The organism is Nonomuraea sp. NPDC004186 (assembly GCF_053603495.1).
In genome coordinates this window covers 216,356-234,951 of sequence record NZ_JBSGFQ010000004.1, presented here as the reverse complement: position 1 = coordinate 234,951, position 18,596 = coordinate 216,356, and the positions used below count along the sequence as shown (strand labels likewise).

Genomic DNA, 18,596 nt, shown 5'->3' with positions numbered 1-18,596 from the left:
CCGTCAGCCCCAGCCGAATCGGCGACATCGCCCGCGCAGCACTTGTCCTCACCCACTTCGAGCACAATTACCTGCCGGGAATTCGCTGAGATCACCTCAGTGTGCGGCCCGATTTTGATAATTCTGAAGAGGAAATGGCCTCGATGAGGCCCGCCGGGCTGGCTACTGTCTTTCCTGGTCGCCTCGGCGCCGGCAATTTCAACCATCCTGAAGCCAGTCCGATGGAACACGACGTAGTGTCCGTGCCCGGCGCTCCAGAAATGGTGCTGTGCCGCGGGCGCCACGCCGGAAAGTTCGGGTGAACTGAGCAAGTGCTCGAAGTGAGGAATCGTACACCTGAGACTCTGGGACGAGTTCATTGGAATTATCGATGCGGGGCGGTGCGCTCGTTGTGATGAGAGGGGAGAGCGAGAAGATCTCGCCCTCCTACTCGATTGAGCTGGTGCTGCGTGTCTCAAGGGGGTAGGTGAACTGTCGGCGTAGCTGCCAACTGATACGCGGCGCCACCGGTCGTTTCCGGCCCGTGCCTCGGCTCGTCCGGTCCTGCCTGGCGGGCATGTCCCGGGTTAGCTCTGCTTGCCCATGGCCTGGCGGATCACGTCGCGAACCCGGTCCATCATCGCGATGGGAGTTCCCATGAGCACGTTCTTGGTCGCCGACTCGGTGCCCGGATGCGGGTGGGTGGGAGCCATCGCCTCCGCGGCTTTGACGCCGATGGCCATGCTCCGGCGCTCGGCCTCGGTGGTGCGGTCGCGCAACTGGCTGAACTCGTAGCGCTCCTCGTTGCGGGCATGAGCTTCGACGGCGGCACGCAGCACGGCGAGCTTCTCGATGAAGTCCGGGGCATGGGCTCCGGCCTCGTCCATATGCTGCAGGAGTTCCTTGGCGTGGTTCTCCTCGGCCAGGCGGTCGTCGATGACGGCGTCGCCGCCGTCGATCTTGTGGCGGGCGTAGGGATGGACGATTTCTTCTTCGGCCGTCTCATGCACGGCCAGCAGCCGCACCAGCCGAGTGAACGCCTCGCCCCGCTGGTCCGGCGTGGCCCGCTCGACCTCGTCGAACAAGCCCCGGATCATCGCGTGCTGCGCCAGCAGCAGGTCGATGACGTCGCTCTCTCCCATCGTCTCGGGCATCGTCTTCTGGGTAGCCACGATCAGTCTCCTCTCGTTACCGGCGGTGACTACCCGTGACATGGCTGGTCACGCATGGTCTTACCGACTCCGGAGCCTTCCGCGGCGAGGCATAGAGATCTTCTCTGGGTCCTCGGATAGGCCCCGGCCCTGGCCACCCGACTGCGCCGGCGCATCGCGCTGCGGCTGTGCTACGTCCACGTCCACGACCTGACCGTCCAGGCTAACCCGATCTTGAGCATCCCAGCGTCCTCCAGGTCGATCTCCGTCGAGCCTGGATCACAGTACTCATCAGGTGTGTCCTCCGTGATCAGGAGTTACACCGTTGTTCTTACCGCTGGGCCGATTGGACGGCGGCCAGGCCAGGAGCATCTCCTGCGGGCCAGAGAGCCCATTGGTGTCGACGACGCGACAAATCGGATGGTCAAGGCCGCGCAATCGTCCGGACGGTTGCTCGGTGGTTGCTCCTCGGCCATCGGCGCGCGTGAATACACAGCGGCATTTTGGGGCATTCCGAAAGCAACGAAATCGAATAGAGCGATACAAAGAGTGGTATTGAGGCAGCAGCTGGCATGAAAGCTAGCGACTCTTAATCAGCGGGTCCGGGGTTCGAGTCCCTGGCGGCGCACCGCACGAAAAGGGCGAGGGTGCCAAGGCATCCTCGCCCTTTTGGTTGTCAGGATTCGACGCTCTCCGCGTTCTGCGCGCTCAGCTGCGCCTCCTGCTGCACTTCCTGGATCTGCTCCTGGGTGACGTTGAGGTTCCCGAACTCCTTGACCGCCTGGTAGTACGTCCAGGCCAGGCCGTTGCAGGTGGACTTGGAGACGCCCGAGTACTTGGCGCACACCTGCTTCATGTCGTAGTAGAACGAGTCATCGATGCGCGACTTGTTCGCCGGGAACTGGCTCACGTCCTTGTAGTTGCGGTAACCGAAATCGTGCCTTCTGCACGGCATCCGGAAATCGAAGCCGAGCGGCTGGTCCGGGCTGCTCGAGCACAGGTCGGTCGACCAGTCGAAGGCGTAGTCCGCCCACGCGGCCTGGTTCTCCCAGGCCGCCCGCCAGGACGAGGCGCTGGCGGCCGTGGGCTGCGAGAAACCGGAAAGAGCGGCGAGCTTCTGCTCCAAGGTCACCGCGTGGGCGGGCAAGGCGAACCCGAGTACGGTGATCACAGAGAGGGCGAAAGCGGCGAGTAGCGCGCGGGATCGTCTGACCATGAGGACCTGCTCCTGTTGCCGGGGGGTCGGATGCACGTCCTCACGATGACCCGAAACCCTCGGGAAGGGCAGAAGCAGATCTTGCTCAATTCCGAAACAAGGGTTCGCCGAGTCTCGATCTTTACATGACGCCGCTTTTCTGTCAGTCGTTGAGTCAGTGAGGCCCGATGCCCTCCAGGGTGAAGCGCGCGTTCCACTCCCGCACCCACCGCCGGCCGAAGCCCTCGGCCGAGTTCAGCGGCGTGGCGGCCGCGTCGAACTTCCCCGTCACCGGGTCGAAGGCGAAGCCGGTGGCGGTGTCCTTCCTGACGTTGTAGGAGTCGAAGTCGGGGTTGAACGTCTTGTTGCTCAGGCCGCCGGCGTCGTCGGTGTAGGCGAAGCCGCCCGACGCGATGCTCACCGACCGGGTCAGCACGTTGTGGGACGGCACGTACACGGAGTCCGGGTCGCGCCAGACGTACGCCTCCGTGCACTCCGTGGTGCCGACGGCGGTGCAGGTCCGCCCGCTCGCGTCCGCCGGGACGTACCAGGACCGGATGTTCGGGTACTGGCGGCCGTAGCGCCGGTACCACTTCTCGATGTTCTCGCGCGTGTTGGTGAAGCCGGTGCCGTCGCCGGCCTTCAGCATGTCGTTGAAGCGCTCGACCACGACCTTGGAGTTGGGCACCGGCAGCCGCCCGCCGCTCTCGTGGTAGAGCTTGTCGTGCCCGACGTACGTCACGTCCTTGAACACGTTGTCGGTCGCGACGTTGCTGTGCCCCGACTGGTAGAACAGGCCGTGCTGGGCCCCGTCGAAGAAGTTGTGGTGGATCACCATCCCCGACATCCCGTCGTCCATGTAGACGGCCTGGTTGCCCTTCGGCCCGACGTTCCTGAAGAGGTTGTAGGAGATCACGTTGTTCAGGTACGTGTAGTCGCGACCCGCGTAGATCACCCCCTGGTCCGAGGCGTGCGTCACGAGGTTCTCGAACCGGTTGTGACTCACCTCCATGTCGTTGCCCATGATCTGGATGGCCATGTGTGGCGCGTCGTGGACGTTGTTGTACCTGAAGGTGTTGCCGACGCCGTACAGGTAGCCCGCCGGGGTGTAGGTGGCGAGCTTGGAGAAGTCGTAGATCTCGTTGTGCTCCACGACGTGGTCGCCGCGCTCCAGCGAGTCGCGGTCGCCGCCGGCCGTGAACACCCCGCCGCCGCCCAGGTCGTGCAGCCTGCTGTTGACCACCCGGTTGCGGTGGCCGCCCCGGCTCGTGCGGTACTCGGCGATGGCCGTGATCGCGTCGTTGGCCTCGCCGATCGCGACCGCGTCCATGCTGACGTTGAGGATCTCCAGGCCGTCGATGGTGCACGACTCCGCGTCCAGCAGGCGTACGCCGGTGCCGGTCGTGCCGTTGAGCTTCAGCCCCTTGAGCGTCACCCCCTTGACGTTCTCCAGCGTGAAGAAGGGGGCGTCGAAGGAGGTCAGGCTGATCCGCCTGCCCTCGACCGTGCCGCCGGGCGGGTAGTAGTAGAGGGCGTCGCCGCCGTTCCAGCGGTCGATGTAGTACTCGCCCTCGGCGTCCAGCTCGCTCAGCACGTTCTGGGCCACGAACGACGTCCACTTGTCCGTGGCGGCGTACATCGTGGGGTAGCGGGTCCTGAGCTCGTCACCGTTGACGGAGTCGATGCGTACGCGGTCGTTGGCATAGTTGTTGCCGAAATATCCGGACAGCCAGCCGTCGGTCTCGTACGTCGTGTTGTCGGCGGTCCCGCCGGGCGGGGCCCACGTGGCGGAGCGCTCCTTGAGCGCGGGGTCGACCGCGGTGTAGGCGGGGCCGGGCAGCTTCAGCATGTCCTCGTAGGGCAGGGTGGTGCCGTCGGCGGTCTTGTCCGAGAAGTAGTCGCGGGCGCCCTTCGGCGCCTCCTTGACGGTGAGGTCGGCGCGGTCCAGCTTCTCGCCGCCGTTCGGATACTGCGCCAGGGTCTGCGCGACGTCGTCGGTGATCAACTCGGGCGCGTACGGCTGCGGCTTCCAGTTGAACCCGTTCTTGTTGAGCCGCCCGGCCGGGATGCCCTCGGCGGCCAGGTCGTAGACGTAGACATTGCCGGACACCGAGTCCCGGACCCGCGACCTGGACGACCACTTGGCCTCGCCCGCCGGGAGGTCGCTCAGCCTGCGGAACTTCTCCGGCGAGAGCGTGGTGACCCCGGCGAACTCCACCCGCTCGCCCGGATAGGCGGCATAGGTGACGTAGGAGTTGCGCTCCCCGCTGAGCTGGACGGTCCTGGACGTCCGGTAGACGCCGCCCCTGATGCGGACCATCCCGGGGGAGCGGGCGCTCGTCCGGCCCGCCAGCGCGTCGCGGGCCTGCTCGACGGTCGCGAACGGGTCCTGCTCGGTGCCGCGGGCCCCTTCCCTGCCGTCCGGTGACACGTACACGGTGAGCGGGGCGGCGGCCGCCGCCGGGGCTTGCGTCGCGGCGGTCGCCGGTAAGGCCGCGACCAGGATGACCATCACGTTTCTGATTCGGCTGCGTCGCACCATAATCGATAAAATATTACGGGTGTGACCCAGAGATCAATCGTTTGACCGAGGCCGACCCTCAGCCGTCGTGGAGACGGTGGAAGTCGTCCAGGCTCTGGCGGTAGAAGGCGAGATCGCTCTCCAGCTTCTGCCTGGTGAGCCGATGGGGCTCGGACTCCCGCAATGCCCTGCCCATCTCGCTCCAGAAGTCGTCAGGGGGCAGCTCGGCGGCGCCGCCGGGGAAGAACTTCAGCGCCTCGGCCACGGCGTCGGCGGCGAAGCGCCAGTCGGTCTCGATCCTGCCGAACGCCTCGGGGTCCGAGGGGTCCGCGGCGAAGAACAGCGCGCCCTCCAGAGCCCGGCTCGCGTAGGTGGTGGCGATGAGCACCCACTGGCCGGGGTCGATCAGCTCGGAGAGGCCGGTGCCGAAGATCAGCCCCGCCTGCCTCGCCACGACCTCGGCCTCCTCGGGAACCAGGACCTCCGTGCCGCCGAGCCGCACCACCCAGCCGTCCGGGTCCTGCTCGACCACCGCCCGGCGCGACGCGCCCGCCTCACCGCCGCCGGCCACCAGGTCGAAGTAGACGTACGCCTCCACGAGGGAACGGGCGAGACCGCGCTCAGGCATGCCGGCCCGCCAGATCCTGGTAGGTGTCCCTGACGACGAGCAGCCGGTCGAGCTGGAACCTGCCGGGGTCGGCCGCCCGCAACTGCTGCCCGCGCTCGGACCAGAACCCGTCGTCGGGCACCGCGTCCGCCCCCGGCGGCACGAACTTGACGACCTCCTCGACGGCCGCGGTCGCGACCCGCAGCGTGCGCCTGGCCTCTGCCTGGTCGTCCACCGGCACGTTGCCCGCGCTCAGGTCGGCCACCCACAACCATTCGCCCGCGTCGAGCAGCTCGGACGGCTCCGTCCCGCCGAACGTCGGATAGCCGGTGGGCAGCACGGGACGCTCCGGCAGGCCGAACAGGTATTCCCGGGCCGTCCCGCACTCCCCGCACCCGCCGGAATAGCGGTTGACCAGCCCTTCCTCGACGCTCACCAGCCCGCTGTGCCAGGTCGTGTCCACCGACCCGCAGGCGCACGGGTGCAGATCGAGGTAGAGATGCGCCTCATCCCTCGTCCGCGCCACCGCGAATGCCATAGCCGTCCTCTCCTCGGGAGTCCCATCATGCCGGAACGCGCGATCGCGGTCACACCGCCATCGTGCGTGCCACGGCCGGTGCCTCCCCGGTGCGCAGGCCGCACTCGCACGGCCCGTCGGCGGGGCACCGGCAGTTCTCCTCTTCCGGCTCGTGCCAGCCGGTCGCGTTGGCGAGCGTGCGCAGGCGGTCCATGTACGTCGGCAGGTCCCGGGGACGCGCCCCGTCCGCCAGCCTGGCGAGCTCGGTGGCCAGCGGCTGCGGGACGAGCTGCCACACCTGGGGGCGGATGGTGGCGAGCAGGTCGTGGAGCACGCCGAGCCGGGCCGGCCGCTGGCGGACGGTGGCCGCGCGTGCCTGGCGCACGGCCTCGTACAGCTCGGCCAGGGCCGCGTGGTCGCCGGCGGCCGTCGCGCCCAGCGTACGGGCGACCGCTCCGGCAACGGTCGCGGCGGCGGCCCGCTCGTTCGCGCCGATCGTGCGGCGGCCGTCCACCTGGACGGTCAGCATGCCCGTGTCACCCGCAGTGTCACCCATTGGGCCCGACCGCACCTCTACGGGGATGGGCGGGCGGCCGGGGAGCACGATGTCCAGCAGGCCGGAGCCGTAGTCGTGGACCCGGGCGCCCACGAGCGCCGCGCCGCGCTCGACGGCCCTGGCCGCGGCCGTCTCCGGCAGCGTCGCATGGCCGCGGATCGCCGTGACGTCGGCGGGAGAGAGCTCGCCCGCCCGCGCCAGCGCCAGCAACCGGGGCGCCGCTCCGGCCTGGCCGGGCGCCAGACCGGCCCGCGCCGCCTCGGCACGCAGCGCCTCGGCCGCGCCGCTCCAGCCGCCTTCGGTGACCGCGCGGGCCAGCCCGCGCAGCCGCGCGAGCGTCGCGGCGTCGGCCACCCCGAGCACCTGTCCCGGCGCCGTGGGATGTGCGCCGAAGGCCGGCCCCGGGCCGAGCGTCCGGCCCGCCGGGCGGCCGTCCAGCGCGGCCGCGTGCGCGGCGATCTGCTCGGCCACCGCGACGACCCCGCGCCCGCCTCCGTCGGCGGGCACGCGAAGCGCCAGCCGCCCCGGCCCGCGCGAGTCGACGGTCACGTCCGTGGCGCCCGGCGCCGCGTCGGCCAGCGCCACGGTGAAGGTCCCGCTCCTGGTGGACACCGTGAACTCGCCGGAGGGTCCCGCCGGAGCCAGGTCGGCGACGCCGGCGGTCTGCGCCAGCCTGCCGAGCCCGGCCGGCGAGGTGTCCAGCCCCACCGGGCCTCCCCCGTTGAGCAGCCGCGCGAGCCGGCTCAGCGGCTGAGGGGCGGCCGGCGCCCGCGGGCCCGTTCCCCACGGTGGCGCGGGCGGGGTGTGGCCGCGGCGTTCGAGGTCGGCCGCGATGGCGTCGATCGCGTCGGCCAGGAGCGAGCGCGTGGCCGGGTCGGAGGTCGCGTGCCACTTGCGCGACAGGTGGGCGTGCTCGTTCAGGCGGGGGAGCAGGCAGTAGTCGGTGCCCTCGGTCTGGTGTTCCGACAAGGAGGTCCTGATCACGCCCTGCGGGGCGCCCGACGACGCGGCGAGCGTCTCCTGCAGGACGTGCGAGAGCTCGTGCACCAGGACCGACGACACCACGTCCGGGTGCACGCGCGGCCAGAAGCGCATGACGTGCGGGTCGTCCGCCGTGCCCGCGCGCAACTCGGTGGAGGCGTCGAGCCCTTCGCCAGGTTCACCGATCAGCACGCGGACGTGCTGGTCGGGCGCGTTGGAGACCTGGACGGTCAGCGTGTCGCCGTTCCAGGCGACGTGCGCGGCGGCGCCGCCCAGATCGCCGAGGGTGATGTTCTGGTTGCGCAGCTCGTCCACGGTCAGGTCGGGGACCCCGTCGGGCCGGGCCGACCGGCTGAAGGGCGTGCCCTCGATCGCGGGATCCGACATGGCCACCCCCTGGGCGACGCTGCCTCCCACCGGCTGGTTCTCCTCTTCCCGGTCGGCGGGCCAGGCCGGCTTGGCGGTGTCGAGCGCGAAGACGCCACGCGCCATCAGCTCGGCCTTGACCTGATGGGAGAAGGTGCCGGGGTTCTCGGAGTTCATGAAGACGTCGCGTAGGTCGAGGCCGACCTGGTGGGCGGCGTCCAGCACCGCGGGGGAGAGGGTGGCGAAGGCCTCGGCGAACCCGCCGTCGGGGGTCTCGCTGTGCACCGAGCCGTCAGGGGCGGCCACGTAACGATGGAGGCCGTCCGCCTCCCGGACCGTCACACGGGCCACCGCACGGCGTTCGCGGGCGGCCAGGCGCGCGTCCTGCAGGATCTGGATCAGCCCTACGCGGCCCTCGGCCGGCACGAACTTGAACGTCGGCCATCCCTGATCAACGAGGGGCGCGAGCCGCACGTTCGCCTCCACCCGGGCGCGCAGCTCCGCGATCTCCTCCTCGAAGAGCGTCACGTCCACCCAGCCGCTGCTGGCGCCCGGCAGATGGATCGGGTCGCCGACGACGCGCTCGTCTCCGTTCCGCAGCCGCGCCACGTGCTCGAAGGTGAAGTCGTAGTCCACCCTGAGCCGGACGGTGTAGGCCTGGCTCTTCTCGGACTTGGTGCGCTCGCGGCGCCCCCCGTTGTGGTCGGTCACGCTCTCGGACGCCTGCTCCCCGGCCCGCACGCCGCCGTTGAGTCCCGACTGGCCGTCGCTCATGCTGCCGCTCTCGCCGACCGGCAGCGCGCGACCGCGGGACACCGTCACGTTCTGGGCGTTGGCCGTCCTGTCGACCTCTCCCTTCTCCGCCTCGAACGGGCCGGCGACGATGGTGAAGTCCGACATGCGGGCCCGGATCCTGACCTGGGCGCCCTGGTCCTTGAACTTCTGCCTGGCCACCCGCACGACGATGTCGCCGTCTGGTCCCGTCATCCGTTCGAACCCGGTCAGCAGTGCCCCCAGGGACAGCCGCTTGGTTATCTCGGACAGGCGTTCCGTGACCGTCTTGGCGCCCAGCATCTTCGACAGCTGCGCGGTGACGACGTCGAAAAGGCTGGGTTTACGCGGGTCCTCCCACAGCGCGTCCGTGAAGAAGCCGGGGTGCAGTTCGACCTGCCGGGGATCGGACGTCATGACGACCTGCCCCGGATCCTCGTCGACGGGCCGAACCATGCCGATCGGGATGCGCCGCACCAGCGTGGCGTTGTATTCGACCGTGTGGGTGGAGGGGGGCCTGCGCCGGAGCTTGTTCGCCGCCTGCTGGACCTTGGCCGGGATCGTGCCTCCACGCACCGGCGTGCGCTTGACCTCGATGACCAGCCTGGGCTTCTGCTTGACCCGGTTGATGCCGTTGAACCGGGCCACCCGCTGCAGCCGCGTGCCCTGCTGGTTGGTGGAGCCGGTGTAAGAGCGGCCCCGGTCCGTCGACACGCCGGCCCCGCGGCCGTCGCCCTGGTCCGAACTGCCGTAGTCCAGGCCTGCGGAGTAGGAGCCGTTGTACGACTCGGAGTGCGACAGGTCGGTGTAGCGGTAGCGTTGCATGATGACCCCGGCCTGCTTGAAGCGCGAGAGCAAGGTGGCCTTGCGGGAGTCTGCGGGGTTGTCGTACACCAGCCGGGTCGTGACGGTCACTTCCTCGGCCTGCCCGACCTGGGAGCCCACCTGCACGTGGTAGCTCTTCTGGAAGCCGCGCGGCGAGAACATGTCGGGAACGTGGATCTTCACGGCGTCCTGGGAGAAGTTGACGCTCAGCTCCTCGCTCAGGGTCGGGCTCCCGTCCACCACCTCGGGGGCGGCGGCTCGCACGGCCTTCAGCACGGCGTCCGCGACGTCGATGGGATTGCCCTGTTCGTCGGTCAGTTCGAGCGATTCCGTCGTGCCCAGGCCCATCCCGTCCTCGTTCGACGGCGACAGCACGACCTCCCTGGAGCGCTCGACCAGGTCCGCCGCCTCGCTCAGCGTCTCGTCCAGCCGCTTCTCCTCGTTCGCCTGCCGGGCCGTGGTCGCCTGCGGGCCAAGGCCCGTCAGCTCCTGGAGCTTGGCGAGCAGCGCCCGCCGGGGGGTGCGGTCGGCGTACCCCACGTCCTCGCCGGCCCTTCGCGCCTTGGCCACGTCCATGACGTACCTCTGGACGAGGGGCACGGCGAGGGACGGGTCGAGGGGCAGGCTGCCGTTGAGCAGCCGCTCGATGGCGTCGGCCACCAGGGCGCCCGGCAGCGGGAGCTCGCCTTCGGAGTACAGCTGCAGCGCTTCCTCCTCGGGAAGCAGGAACAGCCCGGTGCCCTGTGCCGGGACCTCGCCGTTCTCGCCGAGCGGGACCCGGTCCCCCAGCGGCAGCGCGTGCGCCGTGTTCTCCGAGCCGGTGAGGGTGAGGTCCACGTTGGCACGCAGGACGTACTGGCGGCCGAAGAAGATCGTGAGCTCCTCGGTGCCCCAGATGTCGAGGATCGACGTGGAGTCGGAGGTGCCTCCCGACCGGGAAGGCAGCGAGAGCTTGCCGCCGTCGTTCGACGTGCCGCCGTCGTCGAGGTCGGAGACGTTCGTCGAGGCGCCGGCGGACACGCCGGACGACCCGCCCCAGGACACGCCGGCGCTGCCGAGCCCGAACAGGATGTCGCCGTTCACCTGGTCGACGACGCCCACCACTTCCGTGTCGCCGACCTCGCCCCGCACCGTCAGCGACGAGCGGGTGGGCATTCCCCGGGTGCGGATCCCGAGGCCGCTGGTGAGCATCCTCATCAGCGTCCTGGGGTGGGCGACGAGATTGCGCACGCCCAGGGTCGCCTTGATCATCTGGTACGCCACCGAATCCTCGCGCATACCTCTCGGCAGCACTTGCTTCGCCGCGGACTCCAGACTGCCGTGCGTGTCGAAGTGGATGAGCTTCGCCCTGGACAGCACCTTCCGCGACATCTTGCCGATGGGCATGGGCGCCGATCCGTCCTCTGAAGGAAGGTGGTCCGCCGCGAACAGCAGCTTGGCCCTACCACTTTCGGACGCCAGGGTGGTCGCCGTGCCGTCGTGCACAAGCGTGGCGGTCAGGTCGTGGCGCACCGAGAAGCCCGCGACCGGGCCGGTGCTCTCGTGCAGGATGGGCACCACGTTGACCGTGTCGCCGTCGCTCGAGCCCGCCGTACGGGTGCGGTTGCCGCCGGCATTGACGCCCACCTCGTGCGACAGGCCGTCGTGCCCCTGGTCGGGACCGTCGCTCTCGCTGACGGAGGCGCCGCCCCCGTACGTCCTGGACCTGCTCGTGCCCTGGGCCGAGGTGTCGGAGCCGATTTCGAGGTTGACCACCGTCTCCGACTCCGTGTACCCGAGGTACTTCACGTCGTCGAAGTCCTGCTTCAGCGACAGGTGCAGCACGTAGTGCTCCGACGTGCTGTTCAGGCCGTGCATCACCAGGTCGACCTGAATGCCGTCCTGGGCCAGCGAGTCGTACGCGGACCTGATCCGGTGCTCGGACAGCTGCTCCGTGACCTCCTGGCGATTGAGAATCTGGGAGGCGCGCGCGAGCAGGTTGGACGAGTACTGCGGCACGCCGTTCACGGTCTTCGGGATGATCCCGCGCTCGGCGAGCTCGTCCAGCACCTGATCCCTGAACTCGTCCAGCCCGTCGATGTCCTGGACGAGGGCGGGGCCGGCGCCCCGCATCTGTCCCGGGCCGTCGCCGAGCCACACGGGCAGCTCGGGCTTGCGCCCCGGCGGCGGATCGGGATTCATGTCGCCGCGCAGCACCTGGTTGCCGTCCGCGTCGAGGAGCGGCTGTCCGTCCCTGTACACCAGCGCCGCGCTGTCGACGGGCAGGCCGAAGTGGTAGGCGGCCTTCTCCCGCATGCTGACCACCGCCTCACTGCGCATCGGCCGCAGCGTGACAGGCGGCTTGCCGATCACCTCCACGGTGAACGTGGTCTCCACCACGAGCCGGTAGCTCTGCTTGTAGCTGGTCTTCCTGTGCACGCTCGGGTGGATGGCCTGCTTGTTGGCGGTGGCCGAGTAGGACCGCGACGCCGCCCGGGAGCCTCTGACCTGCGGCCCGATGCTGGGATGGTAGCCGCCGACGCCGACCCCCTGTAGCGCGTCGTGCCTGAACCCGGCCGAGGCGCTCGCTTCCAGCGACCCGCCGGATGACGCGCCGCCCGGGGTCGCGACGAAGTCGACGAGCACCTCCTCCTCCCACTCGTCCGCGGTCGCCCCGCCCAGCGGCTCGCTCTCCACGAGCACGACCCGGCTCTTGGCGGTTACCCTCGCGTGCGGCTCACCGTTCTTGGTGAAGACCTGTTCCCGCCCTTTGTTGACGGCATCGCGCAGCCGGTGGGGCAGTACGTCGGTCACGAACGTGCGCAGCTGGTCGTGGGGGACGGCGCCGACCTTGGTGTACTCCCCGCCGAGCGTCGCCGCGATCTCGTCGAGGGCCTCCTCCAAGCCGTCCATGCTGGTGAGGACGTGGTTGGGAAGCTTCGGGTCCCGCTTGTCGTCGTCGATCCAGGCCAGCTTCCGCGGCGGCTGGTCGGTGAAGGAGTGCGAGACCCACATCCGCTGCGCGGCGGAATCGCCGGGTTTGCCGGAATTCACCACGGTGGTGTCCCGCCAGCTCGTGTCCTGCCCGGTGCGGATGTCGACGGTCCACGTCGCGGCGGCGTCGAACAGCAGCGACTCGCTCCTGTTGTCGGCGACGGAGCCGCCCTGCGCGTACATTCCCGCGCCGCCCGTCGCCGACCAGTTGCGCCCGGCGGCGACCCCGAGGCCGACCCCGAGCAGCTCGACCAGCGTCCTGGGCACCTCGCCCTCGGCCAGGAGTTGCGCCAGGACGGAGCTGTCGAAGCCGACGTTCATCCCGCCGCTGCCCGACTCGGTGGCGGTGACCGTGCGGCCCGCCTGGAAGAACAGGCCGACCATCATCTCCGATGCCTTGACGCCCGGGTCGAGCACCTCGACGAGGTCGGAGAGTGAGAGTTTGACCCGCACTTCCGCCGCCCTGCTGCCGCGGCCGACGCGCAACACGGCGCCGTCGGAGACGATCTTGTGGAAGTCGGCCCGCAGGGCGCGCTCCAGTTCGTCCGGGGTGAACTGGTGGCCGATCTTGTTGCGTCCCAACATCTCGTTGACGGCGGTGGTGAGCGCGTTGAGGTGGGCGAGCCGGCCCGTCGGCATGGCCGTGGACAGGCTGTCCTTGTGCGGCAGCGCCTCGGCCAGCGCGTCCAGATAGCCCTTGTGGCGCCGCCTGGCCTCGGCCTCCAGCGACCGGGCGATGGCGGCCATGCCGACCTCTCCCGGCTGGGTGGGCCCTCCTGGCTGCCTCATCGCCGCGAGCAGTTGCTCGTAGACCTTCCGCGCCTTCGTCGCCTCCGCCAGCGCGGGGGCGTACGCCTGCGCGATCCTGGAGTGCCGCTTCTGCGTGGCCAGGTGCATCCGCATCTCCTGCCGCGCCTTGCGGGCCCGCTCGGACCGGCCCTGGTCGTGCTGCATCCGCGCCTTCACCGCGTCCCGCGCCGCCTTGCGGGCCTGCTTACCTGCCTCTTTCGCGCTGTCCTTCTTGGCACTGATCTGCTTCTGGAGCGCATGCTCCGCCTCGATCAGCGCGTTGATGACGTCCTGAACCTCCTGGGTGGACGGGTGCTCGCCGGGTAAGGCCGGGGCGTGGCTCGGCCGGGCGGTTTGCCCGGGCGCCCAGGGCGGCAGGGGCGGGGTGTGACCGCGTTCGTGCAGCTTGCGCGCCACGCCGTCGATGTCGACGGCGAGGAGCCGCTTCTCCGGGAGCGTCTGGGCCTGGTGCCACTTCCCGGCCAGCAACGACAACTCGTTGTAGAAGGCGGGGACGCACGCGTCCTGCGTGGCCTCGCCGCCGCGTCGGCGCCGTAGGAAGCCCTGCCGCCTGCCCCCGCCGGCCGACTGCACTTCCTGCAGTGTGTCGGTGATCTCGTGCAGCCAGACCCTGGACAGTTGCTCGGAGTCCACACGGGGGTTGAAGTGCACCAGGTGGGCGTCGTCCGCGCTCCTGCCCGACCTGATCTCGGTCTGGCCCATCAGGTCCGAGGGCAGGCCGCCGATGACGGGGCGGAAGTGGTGGACGCCGTCCGTCTCCGTGTGGACCGCCAGCGTCCGGCGGCCCTCCGAATCCGTCGACCAGGTGAAGCGCTTGACGCCCTGGTCGAGGAAGTGGCGGGCGAGCCAGTTTCCTATCGAGCTCCGCACCTCGTCGAGGTCCAGGTCCGGGCCCTGGCGGCCGTCGGTCACGTACCTGGTGCCGGCGATCGGCCGCGACGTGACCGTCCCCGGCTTGCTCGTGTACGCAGGCGCGGCGGCGGGGGCGTCGTCGGGCGCCGGGGCCGCCGCGGGGGCGGCCGGCTCCCCGGCCTGGGCGACCGTCAGCAGGGCGGCGGCCTCGGCCTGGAGGTCGGAGACGTCCGAGACCTCCTCGGCCCGCATGTCCAGCGCGGACCGGATGCGGCTCATGGTGGCCGCGGAGATCACGCGCACGCCATTGGGGGTGGAGATGAGGAGGTCGCCCTCCGGGCCGATCACCGCGTCGGGGAAGCTCGTGGTGAGTGCGCCGATCAGCGCCGTACGGGCCCGGACGGCGGCGGGCATGGGCTGACCGGCCGGCACCGACCCGTCGAGGGAGGTGACCGGGTGCCCGGAGCCGTCGTCGGCGAGCGTCGTCGTGCCGGTCGCGGCCTGGGCGTCGGGCATCGCTTGGGCGTCGGGCACCGTCTGGCCGTCCGGCTGGGCGGGGCTGTTGTCGGGGTTTGTCGGGTTGGCGTCGGGTTGGGTGGAGTTGTTGTCGGGGTTTGTCGGATTGGTGTCCGGTTGGGCGGGGGCGCTGTCCGGCTGCGCGGGGGTGCCATCCGGCTGGGCCGGGTCGGCGTTGGGCGCGGTGCTGCCGTCCGGCGCCTGTCCCGTCGGGGCCGTTCCGGAGGCGTCGTCCGGTCGCGGGCCCGCGTCGCCGGCGGGCTGCGGCGCGGCGTCGTCCTGGGGGGGTGCCGCCGCACTTGGGTCCGCCTGGTCGGGTGCCGCCGCATTCGGGTCCGCTTGGTCGGGTGCCGCCGCATTCGGGTCTGTCTGGTCGGGGTCCTCGCCCCTGGAGGTCCGCCGCTGCGACGACGCGTCCGGGTCCGGCGCGGCGGGGTTGCGGCGGCCGTCGCCGTCCCGGCCGCCGTCGGCCCTCGGGGTCGCCGGAGCGTCGGGCCTCGGGGTCGCCGGTGCGGTCGCCTGCCCGCCGGACCTCACGGTGGTGGGCCCCGCGGGGTCGGGCTGGCGCACGGCTCCGGCCATGCCGGGCTGGGGGCCGCCGTTCGTGGGGCTGCCGCCCGACGTGTTCCCGTCCGCCGGGCCCCCGGGCGGGCCACCCGCCGCGCGGCCGGCGTCGGTGTGCGCGGCGAGGTCGTAGGCGGAGGCGAGAGAGGTGACCGGGTGGGCCAGCGCGGTGTAGACCTCGGGGTTGAACGGGCTGATCGTCCCGGTACGCCCGGCGCCGCCCATGAAGCCGCCCAGGAGGGAATCGGCCGTGAACGGGTTCTGCCACTGGTTGTAAACCACGCCGTTGGCGATGAAGCTGCCGGCCGGGGAGGCGATCGTGTTGGTCAGGCCCGTGGTCAGGGCACGGCCCGCGAAACCCGGCACGTGGCTGGTGACGTGGGACATGGGCCCGGCCAGGGCCGTGCCGAAGAGCGCGCCGCCGCCCGCGCCGATGACCGAGGCGGCCGACTTGTTCACGTCCCAGTCCTGCACGGTGCCCATCTGGAGCTGCTGGTACTGGGAGGCCGCGTCGATGAAGAACTCCTCGCCGATCTCCTCGATCAGCTCCCGGCCGATCGGTGAGGCCAGCAGCCTGGCGATGAGGCCGCGCCCGGTGGCGCCGCTGAGCGCGGTCACCCTGGCCAGCTGCCGCACGCCCAGTTCCCGGCCGCCCAGGGTCATGAGCCTGACGAGGATCCGCGTGATGGCCGCGCGGGCGCCCGCCGCGTACGGCCCGATGATCGCGGTGGAGGAGCCGGCGGTGAAGAAGGCGACGAAGAGGGCGATCGCGATGGCGACGACCGTCACCCAGAAGGCCACGTTGACGGAGAGCTTGGAGTACTGCGTCTCGACGGCGAAGTTGTTGGCCTGCTGCGAGTAGGCCTGCGCGTTCCCGGACACCCCGGCCAGCCCGCCCTCGTGGCCGTACAGGAAGGTGGCCCTGGTGACGAAGTTCGCGGTCGCGGGCGAGATCCATCCGTCCAGGAGGACGCGCGTGGCCGAGCCCGCGGCCGGCGCGGAGCTGACGGACCCCTCGGCCAGCTTGTCGTACGCCTCGGACAGCTTCGACAGCCCGCTCTCGCTGGCGCCCGGCCATTTCTGCCCAGCCGAAAGCAGGGGGAGCAGCCAGTAGACGACCCAGTCGGGCAGCGCCTCGGTCTCCCACGCGGGGAGGACGTCGCTGTCGATGCGGACCGCTGGCCGCGGGGCGGCAAGGCCGCCGCCGTTCTTGCTGCCGGAGCCGTGGACCCCGGTGTCGGCGTTGACCGTCACGTCCTGGGCCTCAGATTTCCCGCACCCGCCCGGCTGCCATGTCGCGCTTGATGTCGAGATCCATCTTCAGGGTGTTGTCGACGGCCGTGCGCACCCCGCTCCCCGCACCGGTGATCTCCTTGGCCAGCTGGGTGCACTGGCTGAGCATCTGGTTGGGGCCGTCGTTGCGGAAATGGGCGGCCCTGAACGCTTCCCCCTCGGCGCCGGGACCCCACGGGGCGGCGTCGAGCGCCTCCCGGACCAGGGCGACCAGCCTCGCCGACTCGTGTTCGAGGTCTTCGGCCATCGTCGACCACTCGGACAGCCCCCGGTCCACGCTGGGCTTGATGATCTGCGTACCGTCCCAGAGCCTCATCGTTCACCCTCCATCCGCTCGGCGAGTTGCGTCAGGGCGGTTTCGACGTCGCCGTCGAGGTGTGCCTCGAGCTCCGCACGGGGGATCACCGGCTCGAGGATCTCCGTGACGCGCTCGCGGGCGCCGGCCGCCGCCCGCTGAGCCGTCTCGACGATCGTGTCGGCCAGCTGCCGTGCCTCCGGCCGCCGGTAGATGCGCGGGTCCAGGTCGAGCCGGACGAGCTCGCCGCGCGGGCCGACCGTGACCGACACCAGGCCGTCGCGTGACTTCTCGGTGAACTGCACCCCTCTGGCCTGGGCATGCAGCTCCATGCCCGCGTCCTGGATCTGCCGGAACATGTCGCGCAGCTCGTCGGCGTATGCCCTCATCGCCGCCGAATCAGGCTGGTCGAGCGACTCCATGACACCCCCTGAAGCCAGGCCTCCCGTCTACGGGAAATCCTCTTACGAAACTTCCACGTTTCTAGTTAGTTTCCGTCACATGAACACCATCAGACAAGAGTGTGTTCAAAAGTGTTGTTTCCCGACATTTAGTGGTTCGGTGTGTTCGTGGAGGTCCGTCACCTCGGCCCGGGGCACCCAGAGGCGGTACACACCCCGCTCGACGCGCTCCAGCCCGAGCTCCACCGCCGCGGGCGCGGACCCGCCCAGGTATTCGAGCAGCAGCCGCCCGTCGCGCTCGCCGTGCACGTGGAAGCGCTCTCCCCGCCAGGTGCACACCGTCGTCACGAAGTCCAGGGCCGTGCACTCCGACGCGGGCACCGGGCGTACGTGGCAGCCGGGCTCGACCTCCTCGAACCCGTCCGCCGGCTCGGGGCTGCGCAGCCGGATCCACAGCTCCAGGGAGTGCGGCTCGGGGCTGGCCACGTAGTCCGCCCCCTGCCAGCGAGCCCGGTAGAAGTGCCAGCTCATCCCGTCCGCCTCCCGACCAGCAGCCACCGGCCCAGGTCGCCGTGGTAGATCGCGCGCCGGTGCTCCGTCCCTCCCGAGGTGAGCTCCCAGATCTCCGCGCCGTGCGGCAGGCCCACGCCGTACACCTTGTACTCGCGGATGACCTGGTCGACGTTCGGCACCAGGCCCATCCCCACGAACGGCGGCTCCTCGACCACCCAGCCCGCCACCGCGGCCCTGCGCTCCTCGTCGGTCCCGCCGTAGGGGGTGCGGTAGCCGGCCAGGCCCACGGGGCGCCAGCGCAGGATGTTGAGCGAGCCGTTCTCGGTCAGCAGGTCCGGCTGCCCCAGCGCGTCGGCGAGCACGACGGGCGTCGCGATGTGCGAGACGTCCAGGGCGTGATGGCAGTAGCCGGAGACGCGCGGCTCGCCCCCGGTCAGCAGGTCATGGATGGCGGCGGGGGACAGCAGCTTCTGGACCGCCGGCACCCCCGACCCGGGGTCGAGCACGAGGTCCGCGGCCAGCGTGGGCACCGCCAGCCTGGCCACCGTCCCCGACTCCAGCATGAAGGCGGCCGTCAGCCCAGGATTGATCGCCAGCCCCCACCGCGGGTCCGGCCAGCCGGCCGCCAGCTCGACCAGCGACAGGACGCGGCAGTGCGTGGCGACGCCCCCGGTGGCCAGCCGCATCGCCTCCACGGAGGTGTAGGCGAGCAGCCACGTCCGCTCGGCGTCGGCGGCGGTCGCCCACGCGGGGGCCTCGGTCCCGTCCGCCGCGGCGGCGGTGATCGGCAGCGCCAGGTCCGCGTCGCGGAGCAGGCTCAGGCAGAGCGCGTCCTGCCCGTCCCGGTGCGCCGCCCACAACCGCTCCTCGAACGGCGTGGCCGGTTCGTGATCACTCGACGTCATCCGCC

11 protein-coding genes and 1 tRNA gene are annotated in these 18,596 nt (G+C 70.5%); 1 reads left to right on the top strand and 11 read right to left on the bottom strand.

Annotated elements, in window-relative coordinates; translation table 11 throughout:
- Together ACWEPL_RS05305 and ACWEPL_RS05300 are read right to left on the bottom strand one after the other, a co-directional pair.
- Nucleotides 1–311, bottom strand: a 311-nt coding sequence (locus ACWEPL_RS05305) for a hypothetical protein (RefSeq protein ID WP_452435282.1), incomplete at its 3' end; no start/stop codon positions are given.
- Between the two features lie 255 nt (nt 312–566).
- A complete protein-coding gene (locus ACWEPL_RS05300) occupies nt 567–1,151 on the bottom strand; it encodes a hemerythrin domain-containing protein (protein ID WP_452435281.1) in 585 nt (194 codons plus the stop codon).
- A gap of 539 nt (nt 1,152–1,690) precedes the next feature.
- Between ACWEPL_RS05300 and ACWEPL_RS05295 the strand changes: the two genes are divergently transcribed.
- Nucleotides 1,691–1,756: transfer RNA gene (locus ACWEPL_RS05295), tRNA-Ser, on the top strand.
- A gap of 50 nt (nt 1,757–1,806) precedes the next feature.
- Here the strand turns inward: ACWEPL_RS05295 and ACWEPL_RS05290 are convergent.
- From ACWEPL_RS05290 to ACWEPL_RS05250, 9 genes are all read right to left on the bottom strand, one after another.
- Nucleotides 1,807–2,382, bottom strand: coding sequence for a phospholipase (locus ACWEPL_RS05290; RefSeq protein ID WP_452435280.1), 576 nt, complete (start codon nt 2,380–2,382; stop codon nt 1,807–1,809).
- Nucleotides 2,383–2,500: 118 nt separating this feature from the next.
- On the bottom strand, nt 2,501–4,837 hold the full coding sequence (locus tag ACWEPL_RS05285; protein WP_452435286.1) for a right-handed parallel beta-helix repeat-containing protein: 2,337 nt from the start codon (nt 4,835–4,837) through the stop codon (nt 2,501–2,503).
- Nucleotides 4,838–4,925: 88 nt separating this feature from the next.
- Nucleotides 4,926–5,474, bottom strand: a complete 549-nt coding sequence (locus ACWEPL_RS05280; RefSeq protein WP_452435279.1) for a hypothetical protein — start codon at nt 5,472–5,474, stop codon at nt 4,926–4,928.
- Nucleotides 5,467–5,991 carry a hypothetical protein gene (locus ACWEPL_RS05275; RefSeq protein WP_452435278.1) on the bottom strand — a complete coding sequence of 175 codons (525 nt, stop codon included), beginning with the start codon at nt 5,989–5,991 and terminating at the stop codon, nt 5,467–5,469. The genes ACWEPL_RS05280 and ACWEPL_RS05275 overlap by 8 nt, the downstream gene beginning before the upstream one ends.
- Before the next feature lie 49 nt (nt 5,992–6,040).
- Entirely contained in the window at nt 6,041–16,438 is a 10,398-nt protein-coding gene (locus ACWEPL_RS05270; protein WP_452435277.1) for a WXG100-like domain-containing protein, read from the bottom strand.
- 10 nt (nt 16,439–16,448) lie between these two features.
- Complete coding sequence (locus ACWEPL_RS05265; RefSeq protein ID WP_452435276.1) at nt 16,449–16,793, bottom strand: hypothetical protein; 345 nt, start codon at nt 16,791–16,793, stop codon at nt 16,449–16,451.
- Nucleotides 16,790–17,194, bottom strand: coding sequence for a YbaB/EbfC family nucleoid-associated protein (locus ACWEPL_RS05260; RefSeq protein WP_363981627.1), 405 nt, complete (start codon nt 17,192–17,194; stop codon nt 16,790–16,792). The genes ACWEPL_RS05265 and ACWEPL_RS05260 overlap by 4 nt, the downstream gene beginning before the upstream one ends.
- Nucleotides 17,195–17,299: 105 nt before the next feature.
- On the bottom strand, nt 17,300–17,704 hold the full coding sequence (locus tag ACWEPL_RS05255; protein WP_363981630.1) for a hypothetical protein: 405 nt from the start codon (nt 17,702–17,704) through the stop codon (nt 17,300–17,302).
- Complete coding sequence (locus tag ACWEPL_RS05250; protein ID WP_350728219.1) at nt 17,701–18,591, bottom strand: SseB family protein; 891 nt, start codon at nt 18,589–18,591, stop codon at nt 17,701–17,703. The genes ACWEPL_RS05255 and ACWEPL_RS05250 overlap by 4 nt, the downstream gene beginning before the upstream one ends.
- Between the last annotated feature and the right edge of the window lie 5 nt (nt 18,592–18,596).